This is a genomic window from Methanobacterium sp. (assembly GCA_012838205.1).
GTDB lineage: Archaea > Methanobacteriota > Methanobacteria > Methanobacteriales > Methanobacteriaceae > Methanobacterium.
The window spans coordinates 1-16,010 of the sequence record DUPR01000039.1; the positions used below are offsets into that span (position 1 = coordinate 1).

General features: G+C 35.2%; 16 protein-coding genes. 4 read left to right on the forward strand and 12 right to left on the reverse strand.

Annotated elements, in window-relative coordinates; all coding sequences use genetic code 11:
- The coding region (locus GXZ72_06280; protein HHT19149.1) for a hypothetical protein at nt 1–638 on the forward strand (638 nt) is incomplete at its 5' end.
- A 159-nt stretch (nt 639–797) separates the two neighbouring features.
- Complete coding sequence (locus tag GXZ72_06285; protein ID HHT19150.1) at nt 798–1,037, forward strand: pseudomurein-binding protein; 240 nt, start codon at nt 798–800, stop codon at nt 1,035–1,037.
- 195 nt (nt 1,038–1,232) lie between these two features.
- Here GXZ72_06285 and GXZ72_06290 read toward each other — a convergent pair whose 3' ends face one another.
- From GXZ72_06290 to GXZ72_06310, 5 genes are all read right to left on the reverse strand, one after another.
- On the reverse strand, nt 1,233–1,856 hold the full coding sequence (locus GXZ72_06290) for a molybdenum cofactor guanylyltransferase (protein ID HHT19151.1): 624 nt from the start codon (nt 1,854–1,856) through the stop codon (nt 1,233–1,235).
- Nucleotides 1,857–1,884: 28 nt separating this feature from the next.
- The gene (gene guaB, locus GXZ72_06295; protein ID HHT19152.1) at nt 1,885–3,372 is read right to left on the reverse strand and encodes an IMP dehydrogenase; all 1,488 of its coding nucleotides are present in this window, start codon (nt 3,370–3,372) and stop codon (nt 1,885–1,887) included.
- A gap of 73 nt (nt 3,373–3,445) precedes the next feature.
- Nucleotides 3,446–4,159: a (5-formylfuran-3-yl)methyl phosphate synthase gene (locus GXZ72_06300; GenBank protein HHT19153.1), complete on the reverse strand. Its 714-nt coding sequence runs from the start codon at nt 4,157–4,159 to the stop codon at nt 3,446–3,448.
- A 96-nt stretch (nt 4,160–4,255) separates the two neighbouring features.
- Nucleotides 4,256–5,479 (reverse strand): lactate utilization protein, encoded by a 1,224-nt coding sequence (locus tag GXZ72_06305; protein HHT19154.1) that lies wholly within the window; start codon nt 5,477–5,479, stop codon nt 4,256–4,258.
- Nucleotides 5,472–6,200, reverse strand: a complete 729-nt coding sequence (locus GXZ72_06310) for a (Fe-S)-binding protein (protein HHT19155.1) — start codon at nt 6,198–6,200, stop codon at nt 5,472–5,474. Before GXZ72_06310 ends, GXZ72_06305 begins: the two co-directional genes overlap by 8 nt.
- Before the next feature lie 266 nt (nt 6,201–6,466).
- On the opposite strand from GXZ72_06310, the gene GXZ72_06315 reads away from it, so the two are divergent.
- Nucleotides 6,467–7,465 carry a glycosyltransferase gene (locus tag GXZ72_06315; protein ID HHT19156.1) on the forward strand — a complete coding sequence of 333 codons (999 nt, stop codon included), beginning with the start codon at nt 6,467–6,469 and terminating at the stop codon, nt 7,463–7,465.
- 105 nt (nt 7,466–7,570) lie between these two features.
- On the opposite strand, the gene GXZ72_06320 is transcribed toward GXZ72_06315, so the two are convergent.
- A complete protein-coding gene (locus tag GXZ72_06320; GenBank protein ID HHT19157.1) occupies nt 7,571–8,371 on the reverse strand; it encodes an FkbM family methyltransferase in 801 nt (266 codons plus the stop codon).
- A 178-nt stretch (nt 8,372–8,549) separates the two neighbouring features.
- Between GXZ72_06320 and GXZ72_06325 the strand changes: the two genes are divergently transcribed.
- Nucleotides 8,550–9,770, forward strand: a complete 1,221-nt coding sequence (locus GXZ72_06325; GenBank protein ID HHT19158.1) for a glycosyltransferase — start codon at nt 8,550–8,552, stop codon at nt 9,768–9,770.
- Nucleotides 9,771–9,772: 2 nt separating this feature from the next.
- Here GXZ72_06325 and pseI read toward each other — a convergent pair whose 3' ends face one another.
- From pseI to GXZ72_06355, 6 genes are read right to left on the reverse strand one after another with little or no spacing between them, the layout of a single operon-like run.
- Nucleotides 9,773–10,825, reverse strand: coding sequence for a pseudaminic acid synthase (gene pseI / locus GXZ72_06330; protein ID HHT19159.1), 1,053 nt, complete (start codon nt 10,823–10,825; stop codon nt 9,773–9,775).
- The gene (gene pseG, locus GXZ72_06335) at nt 10,821–12,308 is read right to left on the reverse strand and encodes a UDP-2,4-diacetamido-2,4,6-trideoxy-beta-L-altropyranose hydrolase (GenBank protein ID HHT19160.1); all 1,488 of its coding nucleotides are present in this window, start codon (nt 12,306–12,308) and stop codon (nt 10,821–10,823) included. Before pseG ends, pseI begins: the two co-directional genes overlap by 5 nt.
- Nucleotides 12,286–12,825, reverse strand: coding sequence for a GNAT family N-acetyltransferase (locus tag GXZ72_06340; protein HHT19161.1), 540 nt, complete (start codon nt 12,823–12,825; stop codon nt 12,286–12,288). The genes pseG and GXZ72_06340 overlap by 23 nt, the downstream gene beginning before the upstream one ends.
- 10 nt (nt 12,826–12,835) lie before the next feature.
- Nucleotides 12,836–13,822: a Gfo/Idh/MocA family oxidoreductase gene (locus tag GXZ72_06345; GenBank protein ID HHT19162.1), complete on the reverse strand. Its 987-nt coding sequence runs from the start codon at nt 13,820–13,822 to the stop codon at nt 12,836–12,838.
- 10 nt (nt 13,823–13,832) lie between these two features.
- The gene (locus GXZ72_06350; protein HHT19163.1) at nt 13,833–15,143 is read right to left on the reverse strand and encodes an aminotransferase class III-fold pyridoxal phosphate-dependent enzyme; all 1,311 of its coding nucleotides are present in this window, start codon (nt 15,141–15,143) and stop codon (nt 13,833–13,835) included.
- 26 nt (nt 15,144–15,169) lie between these two features.
- Nucleotides 15,170–16,003, reverse strand: coding sequence for an acylneuraminate cytidylyltransferase (locus GXZ72_06355; GenBank protein ID HHT19164.1), 834 nt, complete (start codon nt 16,001–16,003; stop codon nt 15,170–15,172).
- Between the last annotated feature and the right edge of the window lie 7 nt (nt 16,004–16,010).

The window sequence follows — 16,010 nt, forward strand, 5'->3', positions numbered from 1 at the left end:
CTGATATTGCTTTTTTACCCATCGAAGTGCTATTTGTGGTGTTGTTAGTTGAAAATGCCATCAGCAACAGAGAAAAAAAGTTGATGATGGAAAAACTAAACATGGTAATTGGGGTATTCTTCAGTGAAGTGGGAACAGAATTAATGGGTGCTATTGTGGAATTCGACCCCGATACTGTGGAAATACGCCATGAATTAATGGTCAAAACTTCATGGTCGCGTAAAAACTTCCAAAATGCAAAAGAAAAGGTTAAAACATTTGATTATACTTTACATATTAACAGTGAAAACCCAGAATCCATAAAATTTTTAGAACATACCAAAAAATTCTTAGTTAGTAGAAGAAAATTCTTATTGGCATTATTGGAGAACCCCAATTTACTGGAACACGAAACATTCACCGACTTGCTCTGGGCGGTTTTTCATCTGATGGAAGAACTTGAAAAGAGGGAAACAATTACAAACCTACCTATAACTGACTATCAACATTTAAATGGAGACACAGTACGGGTTTACAGTTTGCTCATTCAAGAATGGTTGCAGTATATGGAACATCTTGAAGAACATTACCCTTATCTATTCTCCTTAGCTGTAAGAACTAATCCATTTGATCCAGATTCACAAGTCATGATTAAATAATCAATGCAGATAGCTTTTGCTGATAAACTCTAATTATTTTTTTTTTTTAAATAAAATTTTTATCCTAAAATTGTTTTTTTTTAAAATTAAACTGCAATAATCCGTAACCTATTTATGCATGGCCACCAACATACTTATAAAATTAATGTGGTCGATGCAATGGAGAGTTTGACTCTCGAGCAGTATAGAAGAATGGTTGATAAGGTATTAGAATTTAAAAGATTGAATGGAGACCTACCAAAATATGCGATAATCGACGGGTGCCGCATAGAAAAAAGGGAATATATTGATATGATTGAACGGGTGAACAAATTCTTCCTGGAAATGGGAAGAAACCCAGGAACTGTGGATATCGCACCCATAGATGATATCTCAACAGTGGAAAAAATATCAATATAAAAAAGAATTACTCCCTATACGTCCTAGAACTCCTGGCAATCTCTTTAAACACAATTAAACTGTATAATCTCTCATTATCACATATCTTGGATTATCTAAGTTTTCTTTCTTAAAAATTAGTAGCAATTTGAATAATTTATAATAAATTTCAGAATCAATCCTTATTTTAGGATAACTAATAATTATTTTAGGGAATTAATAATATTTTAGATCTTCTGGACGGTTAAGATTTCGAAAACTGTTTTTTTCAGGATCAAGGATTTCAACACTAACATAATCAACATCAATATATTTGAGGAGTGATTTGACATCTCTCAATCCTTGATTTAATACATCTTCAATGTAAGGTAAGCATTCTTTAAGATAATATGAATGTAAAGGTTCTACCGAACCATCAGACCATTTAGGGACCAGTGCCATAACCTTTTTTTGAGGGTTATCTTCAACTATCTGGAATGTTTTTTTAATAAAATTATCAGATACAAATGGGGAGTCACAAGGCAAAACCAGACAACCTTCAGCTTTAATATGTGATAGGCCAGTTAATAATCCTAAAAGAGGGCCTTGATCCGTTTCAAGATCTATTACCAGTTTCAGAGGAGGGTAACCATCTTCCCTATCCACTATAAACTTTTCAATGAGATTTTGATAGAGTTGGACTTGTTTTTTATCCCTTAAAACCAGGATGATTTCGTCAACAAGTTGATCCATAGTTTCCAGCAAATGAATTAAGACTGGTTTTTCTTCCAAAATCATTAATCCCTTATCCTGACCCATACGCCGGCTTCTGCCACCACATAGTATAACACATGATCTCATAAAATTAAGAAATCCAAAATAGTCTTAATTACATCAAACGACTAGTAGGATAATTAGGGCTTTCATTGGTTATAAGCAAGTCGTGCGGGTGACTTTCTGTCATTCCACTAGGGGTGATACGGACAAAACGGGCCTTTTCCCACATTTCTCCAATATTAATAGCACCACAGTAACCCATGGAGGCTTTAAGACCACCCATAAGCTGGAATATGATTTCAGTAACTGGTCCTTTATAGGGTACAACACCTTCAACTCCTTCAGGCACCAGTTTGGCATGTTTCATTGGTCCTTTAACTTCTTGGAAGTAGCGGTCAGTGCCTGCTCCAGAACCACCAGTCATGGCTCCTAATGATCCCATTCCCCGGTATTGTTTAAATTTCCGGCCGTTCATTATAACCACGTCACCAGGAGATTCAGAAGTTCCAGCAAGTAAACTACCTACCATAACTGAGTCTGCCCCTACTGCGATGGCTTTAGCAATGTCTCCAGAGTACCGAAGCCCACCATCGCCTATCACTGGAATACCATGATCTCTTGCCACATCTGCAACATCAGATATGGCTGTTAACTGCGGTACTCCTACACCAGCGATTATCCTAGTTGTGCATATAGATCCTGGTCCAATTCCAACTTTAAGGCCATCCACATCCCCAGATATTAAGTCTTCAGCTGCTTGGCTGGTTGCGATGTTGCCCACAATTAAATCTGCATCTATGTTGTCCTTCATTTTCTTAGCAGATTTGATAATACTAGGTTTATGGGCGTGAGCCACATCCACTGCAATGATATCAACACCGGATTTATCCAGGGCTATGGCACGTTCATGATCAAAAGGTCCAGTAGCTGCTGCTACAATGAATCGTCCATCAGAATCACGAACTGCGTAGGGATGTTTTTTACGTTCTAATATATCTCTTATGGTAACTATGCCCACTATACGATTGTTTCGAACAATAGGTAATCTTTCCACCTTATTGTCATAGGCTATGTCTAATGCTTCTTCAGGAGTGGTTGATTCACTGATGGTAACCACCTCTTCAGTCATGAATTCACGAACCTTTTTTTGAGCATCAGAGTTAATAATTGGTTGAATATCACGCCGACTGATGATGCCGATCATTACTCCGTTTTCCACCACTGGCAGCCCACTAACGTCTTCCATATCCATAATGATATTAGCCTCATGTATGGAGCTTTCAGGAGAAGTAGTTATAACGTCTCTTATAGTGAGATCTTCGGAACGTTTGACTTTTTCAACTTCAGCTACTTGCTCTTTAATGGTCATGTTACGGTGAATAACTCCTAAACCACCTTCTTGAGCTAGTGCAATGGCCATCTCCGATTCAGTAACTGTGTCCATGGCAGAACTTATAATTGGTATGTTGAGACTGTAATTTCTGGAAACCCTGCTTTTAGTGCTCACATCTTTAGGTTCAATGTTTGACTGGGAAGGTAGCAGTAAAAAATCATCAAAAGTGAATCCTTCAGGGGCTTTGTTTAATTTATCTGAAAACATAACATTTTTCCTCCGTTCCACCATTTTTGGATAAATGAATTAAATTATAATTGGGAATTTTTTTAAGGCTTGATTAAAAGCTTTCCACCATCTGCTTTAGTCGGGCCACAGCCTCATGATGGATGCTTCCTGAATTACGATCTCCACCTATACATGCTGCTCCCCTGATTCCAGCAACATCACATCCTAACTCTGCCAGGAGAGGTAGTTGTTCTTGGGTTACAGATCCAGCTAGTGCTGATTTAAGACCATAGTCATGGGCTTGTCCTGTAAACTGGGAAATGGCGTCTTGATCCATGTAGTCAAATAATGTTTTACCATCCTTAACAGCGGTGTCTACCATTGCCAGATCCGAACCACTGTCTGCTGCTACTTTTGGAATTTCCATGGGATCAATGGCTCCCACTCGATGTGCATCAGCATAACCAGATGCTACTACTATAGCATCTGAATTATACAAATTAGCAGTTTTAACTACATTTTCCATAACTTCCAACGCCTCAGAATAGTTTTTAGTGCCGTATAATCCTACTTTGATGTAATCGGCACCGGAAACTACTGCACCGGCAGCTGCCAGGGATACTGTTCCAGGTTTATACGGTACATCCCCTAAAGTTGCACTGACTTGCATATTTTTGGGAGTTATTTCCCGGATATTTTTAATTACCCAGGGGAAATTAGCCCCTAGAGATCCTTCTTTAGGATTTTTAACGTCAATTATATCTGCACCGCCATTGATGGCTTCTCGTGCTTCTTGGGTGTTTATGGGACTGATCAAAAGAAGCAAATATGATTCCTCCTATTTATTATTAATCAAGTCTTCTAACTAATATTTAAAACCTATGATTCAAGCATAATAACTATTCATTAGGGGTTGATTTGGTTATTTTTTTATTTTAGGTTCTTTTTCAAATGGAGATCTAGTTTTTTTAATATTGTTTTTTATTTTTAAATGTTTCTGAGGATATAATCCTTTTTTAACAGATTTTCCTCGTAAATTTTCTAAGATTTTGTTGGTGGGAATTTCCACTGGACATTCATTGGTGCACTGGCCACATAAAGTGCATTTATACAAGCCCGAGTCAAAGCATACTTTGTCATTATCAATGTAATGACTTAAAACAATACCTCTACCACCTAAGTGACGTAGATATCCGAATTCAGGTCCAAGTGTGGTGTATACTGGGCAGTTTACAATACAGGCTCCGCATCCAATGCACCATAAGCACTCCTTACTTTCTTGAAGAGTTTTAGTTCTTCCGTTATCTAGGAGTATCAGTATCACCCGTTTAGCGCCATACATATCCTTCAATAATATCTGTTCAATATCAGCGGTCTTTGATGGGGAGGATACAACATTCATGTATGCGGGGACTGTTTTTCCTGTGGCGTAGATGGTTTCCAGCTTAACCACTGACACTGCATCTTCCAGTGTTGGAACTATTTTATCTATGCCTGCTAATATGATATGGGTGTCCATCATGGTGATAAGGCTGATGTTTCCTTCATTATGAACCATTAGAAGAGATCCATCTTCTGCAGCCACTGCATTGGCACCAGTGATGCCTACTTTTATGTTGGAGATTTTTTCTATTATATCCTTTTTAACAGAATCTAGAATAGCCCTAGGTTCTGCTTCAACATCTTTCTGGAGATTATTGGAGACTATTTCAGCTATCTTTTCCATGTTCAGATGGCAAGCAGGACCAATTGGATGGGTGGGGTGGCTTTCATCAAACTGAACAATTCGATCACCAAGATCTGTTTCCAGAACTTTCACATCCTTTGATTCCAAGTATTCGGTGAGTTTGATTTCTCCAGCAGTGTTAGACTTTGATTTTGCTATGGTATCCTCATCTTTTACCAACTGGTAAATTGCTTGTCTAGCTTCATTGGCATCTTTGGCCATGATAACTTCAATCCCATTATTTTGAAGGTTATCCTGAGCCTTTTCCAGTAAGGCAGATAGGTGATCCACTGCATTTGATCTGATCTTTTTAACCCTTTCTTTTAAATTGATGGTGCGTTCATCTTGAAGGAGGGCAGCTCTTCTTTTGTCTAAAATATTGAAGGATTTATTCATTATTTTGAGGGATGAGTCATTCATGGTTCGGCCTCTTTACTAAATCCAAAAGCAAAAATTGGGATAAATCTAGGATGTCAATATCATCATAATGCAGATCATCCATTATCCCAAAACTTTCCTGGGCAGTTTTTAGATTATGAATACAGAATGGACAGCAAGTCACCAGTTGTCTGGAACCGGTCTTCACTGCATCATCCAACCTCATCCTGGCAATTTCACCAGACAAATCAGGAAATGCAGATCTAACACCACCCCCAGCCCCACAACACCTGGAATTTTCCCGATTACTTTCCATTTCCAATATTTTTGCATAAGATTGGATAACTTGACGCGGAGTTTCATACTCTCCCATATGACGCCCCAAATGGCAGGGATCATGATAAGTCACTGGAGTAGTTTTCCAAGAAGCTTTGATCTTCCCTTCTTTTAATAAATCCAAGAACAAATGTGAAGTATGGATAACATCAACCTTTTTACCTAAAAGTTCAGGGTAATCTTCTTTAAATGTCAAGTAACATCCAGCACATGAAACTAGGATTTTTTCTCCTTTAACATCTTGATAAGTTTCTTGCATAACTTCTAGGGCATCCTCCACAAAACCAGTGCGAAGAAGCACAGAACCACAGCATCCTTCTTTTTCCAAGACTTCGTAATTAATATTGGCAATTTCTAACAATTTCTGGGTGGCTTGGGGGATTTCTTTTAACTTTTCCCGTGAAAGACAACCTCTAAAGTAAATCATAAATATTCTCCGTATTTTAATAGTCCAATGGAAACCTAACTAAAAAGTAACTTCATCTTTTTTAATAAATAAATTATAATCAGATATAATGATTGGATAATTAGACTATTGTTTAAACCCAGATTAATAGTGTTCTATTATTAAGAGGATTAAAATCTAGTTATAGAATGATAATAAAATATCATTATAAACAAATAACAGAAATTACAATCTTTTCATATCCATAAAAAATTATATTTTGTGTGCTATTAAAAATATGGTGATTTATGAGTCTTATAGATATTATTGTAGGGGTAAAAAACGAAGAAAAACACATTAAAAGATGTATTAATAGTTTACAAAATCAATCCATCTTTGACATTAATATCATAGTTGTTGACGGGGGTTCCGATGACCGAACACCAGGAATTGTAAGAAAAATCCAAAAAAAAGATAACCGAGTCCAACTCCTCCAAAACCCCGCTGAAATAATAAGTTCTGGGCGGAACATTGGTTTAAATGTTTCTAAAGCAGAATATGTGGCCTACCTGGATGGGCATTGCTATGTTGATGAAGATTGGCTGAAAATCTTATATAAAACATTCTTATACTGTCAAGAAAAGTATAATCTTGCTGGTGTTGGTTCAACCTACTCCTCACCACCTGATGATTCATCCTTTGGAAAATCTGTTGCTTACACTTTACAAACCTTCTTCGGAGGCTTTGGCACCGCTTTTACTGCTAGTGAAAATATTGTTAAAGTAGACACAGTTGCCTTTGCACTGTACAAAAAATCCATCCTGGAAGAAGAACACATCATCTATGATGAAAACATGACCCAGTGTGAAGACACTGATTTCAACCACCAACTCATAAAAAAGGACTACATTCTCTTGAAACATCCTCAAGCCATAGTATATCAGTACCGGAGAAAAAATCTCCTAGAATTTTCCAAACAAATGATTGATTATGGAAAAGGACGTTCCAAGCTTGCAAAAAAGTATAAAGAAACATTAAGCCCACATCATTTAATCCCAGTGGCACTATTTTTTTATTTACTCTTAATGGCAGTAACTTTAATCTTATTCTCATTTAACAAGATTAACTATGACACGATAATTTTAATATCCATACCCTTTTTCATTTATGTAATTCTTGATTTATTCTATGCATTTACTATCATTATTAGGCAGCAAAGTTTGAAACACATCTACACTATTTTCATATTCCCTGCAATTCATATTGGATATGGTGTTGGATTTTTAAAAGGTTTAATAATGGATTAAATTTATAATCAATCCCCAAGTAATCCTATTCCAATAAAAAAAAAGCAAGATTACAAGATTCAATGCAAAAAATAAATAAATGGCTGATATAACTTCGGCATATTACTATTTTTTAGCAGCATAGGTTGTTAGATGGTCCTTAAATTCAGTTGTAGCACTATAACCCATTTTTTTGAGAATTTCTTCCAAAGCTTTAGAAGTATTTTCACCATTTATTTGGTGATAAGAGGCAATGGCTAAATTAACATGGTTATTGAGTAATGTTTTTTCTGACCCTTTGATTAATTCAATTTCAGAACCTTCAACATCTGCTTTGATGAAATTGACTTTCTGCACTCCTAAATTATTCAATTCTTCATCTAAACTAACCACTGGAACTGTAATAAGAGATTCTCCTAAATCAGGAGTAGGGTTAACAATGAATGTTGAACCTTTACTGTCTTTTTTAAAATAAAGTTCGGTTGTACTGTTCCACAACCCTTTATTTAAGGTTATGGCATTTGAAACATTATTTATTTTTAAATTGTGCAACAATTTTTTGTAATTTTCAGGATCAGGTTCAAATGCAATGATTTTTCCATTCTTTCCAACTAGTTTTGATGCTAAAACTGTGAATGACCCTTGGTAAGCACCACAATCAATTACAGTATCACCTTTTTTAATTGATGCTTTTCTTAGGTATCCTTCTATAATTTCATAAAAATCACTAGATGGGTAATCACAGAATTTATAAACATTTCCATGGTAATTTAAATAAAAAACATTATTTTTGTAGGTTGTAGTGAAATCAAGATTCCTAAATAAGTATTTATTGGCAATAAAACATTTTATCCTATTTTTGAACTGGCCTTCAGGGAAATATGAGAAAAAAATATCGCCAAGAACAGTATTTAAACGTTTTTTCATTGTACACCGATATTTAAATTTATATACTTTGCATTTTTTTTTATCATCCAATTAAACGCGATATAATACATCTAATTAAGGTTAATTATAATTAAAAATTACTAATAAGCAAATCTTAACCATAATGCTATATAGTGATTTGTGTTAACCATTATTCATAACTTAATAGGTACTTTCAATGAAAATTTTAATTTTAGTAGAATCACTAAAAGTCGGGGGTGGATCAGAAAGATTCGCTGCAACCCTAGGATCCCGACTTCATGACCACGGTTACCATGTGTCCTATTTAACTTTGATGGATGAAAACCCAAAATATGACTGCAAAGGCCAGTATTACACTCTCAATATGGGTGATATATATGCAAATTATCAAAAACCCGGGTTTTATTTAAAACGTGGATTCAATCTTCTAAAATATTCACCTCAGGTCAAAAAATTCTGTGAAGACTTAAACATCGACACCATCATCTCAGTATCTGAGATCGCCAATTTTTATGCAGTTTTAAGTCGCTGGCTTTTTAAAAATAAGGTTCGCATAATCGCATCCCAACATATCAATCCCGAGATCTTTCTAGATAGCCCCATACACTACTGGTTGATGAAATTCTTTTATCATCGTGCTGATGAAGTGGTGTGCGTTTCTCGTGAAGTTGAAAGAATTCTCAACAAAGATTATGATCTTGAAAACACACAAACCATCTATAATATGATGGATACTGAAGAAAACATCAAATTATCAGAAGAAAATCTGCCAAGTAAATTTAGAAACTTATTCACAGAAAACAACTACTTTAATTTCATAAACATCGGCCGGTTAAATCGGCAGAAGGGGCAGTGGTTTTTGATTCGGAGTTTTCGGCGTGTGGTGGATGAATATGAAAATGCCAGACTATTCATCTTAGGTGACGGTCCTTTAAAAACAAAATTGGATGATTTAATCCATGATCTTGACTTAGCTAGAAATGTGTTCCTTTTAGGTGAGCAGGAAAATGTGTTTCCTTTTCTTAAAAAGAGTAATTGTTTTGTTTTCAGTTCACTATGGGAAGGATTGCCTCTGACTTTAATTGAAGCTCTTTCTATGAATCTGCCCATTATCTCCACAGATTGTAAAACTGGCCCTCGTGAGGTTTTATGTCCTGAACTTGATTTGGATGGAAATATAGACTATCCTTACTTGGGCAAATATGCTATTTTAACCAGAACATTCCCTAACAACCTACTATTTAAGAGTCTTGATGAAGTTCCATTGGATGATGATGAACAAATTCTCTCAGATATGATGATCAAGATGATTAAAGACACTGATATGAAAGAGAAATATTCTCATGGACGGCAGAGGTCAGAAACATTTTCTTATAAAAAAATAATCAACAAATGGGATGAAATTATTGGTAAATAGCTTCACATGACATGATCCCAACTTAAAGGGGTGCCTTTTTTCAGATTTTTTGTGAATTTCTTACCTGAAATATCTTTTAAATACTTGGGATGAAGTCCAAATCCGGGTCTTATGGGCCTGACGTTATCTTGACTGATATGTTCTCCTTTTTTAACATCCTTTACCACGAATAATGAACGAGAAAAATCGCAACTAGCCCTGGTTGCATCATCCAGTTCATAACTCACTTTGCCCATAGCTGTTTCTAGTGTCCTAACAGAATTAACCATTGAACTGAATTCCTCTGGTTCTAAAGAGAATTTAGAATCTGGGCCTCCCATTTTTCGGTCTAGAATAAAATGTTTTTCTATGATTTTAGCACCCAAAGCCACAGCACCGATGGGAATGACTGGTTCTAAACTATGATCTGATAAACCAACCACTGTTTTAAAATTTTCAGCCATGTGGGGGATTGTTTTCAAGTTAATGGAATCAATTGGGGCTGGATATGATGAAGTGCACTTTAAAAGAGCAATTTGGTCGTTTCCCTGTTTTTTGCAAGTTTCTATTGCCAGTTTGATATCATTAAATTCTGCAATTCCCGTTGAAATAATCACTGGCTTTCCACAAGAAGCCACAGTTTCAATGAGGGGGATATCGGTGATTTCGAATGATGCAATTTTGTAGGCTGGCACATCCATCTTTTCAAGGAAATCAACACTAGTTTTATCAAATGGTGAAGAAAATGCAATGAGCCCTAATTTTTCTGCTATCTTTTTTAGTTCTGGCTGCCATTCCCAGGGCATGTGTGCATCATCGTAAAGGTCATAGAAAGTGGAACCATCCCACACTGTATCCTGTCTAATTTTGAAATAATCATTATCACAATCTAGTGTCATGGTATCAGGAGTATATGTTTGCATTTTAACTGCATCAGCCCCTGATTCCTTCATAGCCTTGATAGTTTCAACTGCCAAGTTGAAATCTCCCAAATGGTTGGCTGATAACTCGGCAATTATAAAAACAGGATTATTTTCACCAACCTCTTTATGGCCAATTTTTAAATACATTTTAATCCCTTATTTTGTATATGTATTCGAAGGCATTGTTATTCTTGACAATAACATTTTTTTTAAAGTCAAAGCCCATTTTTTCAAATAATTTTAAAGATTTTTTATTATTTTCCTTTATGTATGCTTGAATTAATCTAATATTAGGGAAATTATTTTTTAGATATTTTATCGACTCTTCTAAGAATGAAATTCCTAAACCAAGTCCTCTGAACGATTTTTTTATACTTATACTGATGGTTGCAGAATCACCTTCAAAGTCAAACCGTACTTGTCCTGCAAAATCTCCCTGGATGGAAATCACAAGAAATAAGTTATCAGAATTTGTATAGATCTTGTTAAACCATTTTTCATGGTCTTCGAAGCTTATTTGCTCGGGTTGGAATGAATTTTTTCTAACTTCTTTTTCATTGGATAAATCGAAAATATTCATAATATCAGAAGGTTGTAATGGTCTTAAACTGATTTTTTCTCTATAATACTTGTTTATAGAATGTTTCGCTATTCTATTAGCTCCTGCACCATTGACTGATTTTCTTCCATTTTGGCACATTTCAGTTCTCATCTTCCTATTTTCTATAAGTTGGATTTTCTCTAGGATGTTGTGATTCAAATTTTCATCATCCCAAAAACCGGCCACCTCGACAAACCCAGCCTCACCCCAGTTTTCCAAGTTATGGGTCTGGTTATGAGCAACACCAATAGCTATTGTGGGCAAACCCACCCTGGCAAGTTCGTAAAGAGTTTGTCCGGCTGCAGATATGGCAAAGTCAGATTCAAACATCACTTCCATCATTTTTTCGGCATTAGGATAGTACACAAGTTCGGTTAGGTCATCTATCAATTGTTCGATTTTGGATATATTTCCGAATCCTTTGCCAATTATAACAGTTTTCTTTAGATGTGGAAAATGGGTGGTTAATATTTTTAAAGTGTCAGGTGTTAAATTTCTTAAATCATCCCCTCCAAAAGTTACCATAACTCTTTTAATGGTGGGATTGATCTTTTTTTTTCCAACTTCCCAAAAAGGGCTTCTTAAAGGTATGTATTGGCTTCCTAGCAAGTGTTCTATTTCATCTTTTTGGGGGTAATTTAGTTTCTCAGCATTAATGGAGCCATTAACCACGATCCCTTTCGGATAATTTATGCGTTGATTATCATCGATATAAACAGCTAAAGAAACAAATTCAGATATCTTGAGGTATAATTCTTCAGTAGCAAGATAAGAATCTATGATTACGATATCAGTCCCTTGCAGTGATTGGAAAAGTTTAAGATGATCTGTTAACCAGTTGAAAATTTCATGTTCTGTCTGTTCAAGAAGGGATTTGATTGTAAGATCACCATTCACAATGAATTTAACAGAACAGCCTTTTTCTTCGAAGGCCTGATAAAGTGACAGACACCGAGTAAGATGTCCAAAACCTATCTTTCCACTGCCTTCAGTGATTATACTAACTCTTATCTTATTTTTCGGCTTCTTTTTCATTGTTTAACTTCTCAACAATTATCTGATCAACAAATGTGCCCTGGTATTGGTGGTGTTTTTTTAGTCTTCCTACTTCGTTAAATCCTGCTTTTAAAAAAGCCTTATATGACCCAATATTATTGCTGTATATTCCGGCAAATAACTTATGCAGTTTGAGCTGATTAAAGGCATAATTAGTTGCTAATTTGATGGATTCAGTTCCATATCCTTTATTCCAATGGTCTTTTCCAATTAAAAACCCTAAATCTCCATATCCATGAAAATGGTTGATATTTCCTATTTTGATATTTCCGATATGGGTGTTGTTTTCTTTTAGAAATATGCCAAAGAGGAAATTATCAGAACTATCATTTGTTTTTTTAACATACTCTTTTAATTTTTTAACAGAATATTCATCCCATCTGCTCTCTAAAAATTTAGTCACTTCCTTATCTTGCATCCATGTCAAATATTTTTCCCCAACATCATCAGGACTCAATATTTTCAAGAATATTTTGTTCCCAATTACTTTTTTCATTTTAACCCCTTTACTTATTGCATATATTGATTATTGTCGGATCTAAAAGTATTTCCAGAACGTTTTTGCCGATTGTTATGCCGAGATCATGGTTTTGACTATTTGTTTCAACCATTTTAAAAAAATACATTAGTTCCTTAAGGTACCGATAATTATCATCAAATTCATACTCTATAATCAAATTATCATTTTTTTTACAAATCTCAATATAGTGCTTGTTGAAGTCAGCTTTAATATGACCTTTTTCGCCGGTTATTATCATAGAATGTTGGGGGCATTGTTGGAGAAAATCAAAGCTAGTGTTGATGATTATATTTCTATTTGTTTTTAATAATAAAAAAACAGAATCCTCTACATCTATTTCAAGATCGCTTAGAGTGTCTTTCCACCCATTTATAGTAGTGATATCACCGAAAAGCCATTGGACAATATCAATTGTATGACTCATTGTAGTAAGCAGAACTCCGCCACCTAAATTTTTTTTAGCTGAATATTCAGTTCGATAGTCCCTAGTGGGATGCCAATCAGGTAAATATTGGCCTCCATAATAGTTGACATGGAAAATTTTTCCAATAACATTATCGTTCAAAATCTCTTTCAATTTAAGGAAACCTTCGTGAAACCGGTAACTTTGCCCGATCATTGCTGTTAATTTTTTAGTTTTGACTGTTTCCACCAACTCTTCAACACCTTTCAAGTCAGTTGCCAGAGGTTTTTCTATGAAAAGATTGATACCTTTGTTTGCAAGGTATGTGGAATTTTCTAGATGTAAAGAAGAAGGTGTGCATATCATTGCAGCGTCAATATCCGAATTTTCACTGAAAATATCTTCAAATGAATTGTAAAACCGATCAGTGTTAATTTCATTGGCAAACTGCTCAACACGTTTAAGATCAATATCAAATAATAAGATATTTTCAACACCCAACTTTTTCGCGTTTCGTGCGTGTCTTTGCCCTATTGATCCGCATCCTATGATTAATAGCTTTTTTAACAAATTTGAACCCCTAATTAAGTCGTTTAAATCCTTTAGAAATAACTGGACCATGTAACAAGTCATTATATTTATCTTGTTCTTGAGCACAAGCTACTATTTTAAATACATCTGCAACCGCTTCAAGATATTCGTCAATCACCTGATCTGTATGATGCGAACAAGTGTAGACATGATTACTAGCTAAATAACCTCTATACAACATTTCTTGGTTAAACAGGGTTTGCATTTTCAAAGAGTTATCATCATCAAATTGAAATGTTGTTAAAGGAGGAATGCCCATGGTTTGCAGAGAAAGATCATGTTCATCTGCGATGGATTCCCATCCCCTTGTAATTTGTTTCCCTGCGCTAATGAGATGTTTTGGATTGTCTGTGATTTCCATTTTATTTATAGTGGCAAGTCCAGCTGCAAATCCCACTCTTTCTGTCCAAAAGGTGCTACTGATGAATGTTTCTTGGGCGGTTTCCATTATCTCTTCTTTTCCTAATATAGCACCAATTGGATGGCCATTACCCATTGCTTTACCAAATATAATTATATCTGGATCAACTCCGTAAATTGAGTGGGCACCACCAACTCGCAGTCTCCAACCGGATGTGATTTCATCAAAGATTAGAACAGCCCCTATTTCATCGGCTATTTTTCTAACCTTTTTCAGGAAAGACGAATCAGGATCAAAGTTTCTAACAGGTTCCATAATAATTGCGCCAATATCATCTTCCTTAGTGATAATCTCTTCAAGATCATTTATATTATTATAATTAAAAGGTAAGGCTGTGTTTTCTAAACATTTTGGAACCCCTAAAGGGTTCAGTCCGGGTAGAAGGTGGTCTGTGAGATTTTCATTACTAGTTAGGTTTGATGATAAATACCAATCTTGCCACCCATGATATCCACAAAAAGCAATTTTATCTTTATTAGTAGCAGCTCGAGCTATCCTAATGGCTATACTGGTTGATTCACCACCAGTACGTGCATATCTAACCATTCCGCCCCATTTTTCGATTTTTAATAGTTTCTCGGCTAATTCAACCTCTTCGTAACAATTAAGGGTGCACATTGAACCGTTTTCAATGGCATCTTCAACTGCTTCGTTGACATCTTCATCTGCATAGCCAAGTGTACATGCACCAATACCCATTATAGACATATCAACATATCGATTGTTGTCCATATCCCATACATTAATTCCTTTTGCCTTCTGGTAATATGATGGCCATTGATCAGGTAAAAATTGGTCACTTCTTTTTGATAATAGTTGATTACCTCCAGGTATTATCTTTTTAGCTTTATTCCAAAGTTTTACTCCGTTGTTAACCATCTTTTTCACCGTTCAAGTTTTAATCTTTAATCAATCTTTTTTTCTAAATAGTTTACAACTCTATCCAAATCTTGTAATTTTAGAAATTTTATCGCTTCTTCCATTTCTTCTTCAAATGTTTCAAATGACTTTTTTCCAACGATTTTTGCATTAATAAGTTTTAACCATGGTTTTTGATTTAATAAATCTATAACATCAATGGAACTGAAAAATTCATTTTCAGGATATAAATAATCAAAAATTGCACATAACAATGCATAATCTTCAATGGTGTCAAGTGTTATTCTAATATCCTTTGCATCAAATTCAGAAACAAAATTACTTGTTTTAAATGATTCTTTACCAGTTGTATAAATGTAAGATGTGACGTGTTCTTTTTCTCGTGCACTGTTTCCATTTTCATATGCTTCATTAAGAGCTTTAAAATTAAAAACTTCAACATCTAAGCCATCAGGATATGTTCTTATCAATGTATTGGAAGTGTAATCAGATTTGGAATTGACATGTTCATTTATAATACTATCAACTATTGTGGTATCGATACAGGGACAATCACTGGTTATTCTGACTATAACATCTAAGTCGTTTTCTTTGGCTGCCAAATAATATCTTTCCAGCACATTTTCTTTACTTCCCCTGAAAAACTGCACATTCTCTTTTTTTGCAATACTGATTATCTTGTCATCAGCATCATCGGTGGTAGTAGCAATTATGATCTGGTTAATTTTTTCAGACGCCTTAAGTCTTCTTATGACTTGTTGGAGGACAGTAATGCCACTTCCATAGGGTAGTTCCAGTAGTACTTTTTCTGGCAATCGGGTTGATGATGTTCTGGCTTGAACAATAGCTCCTATTTTCATCTAAACA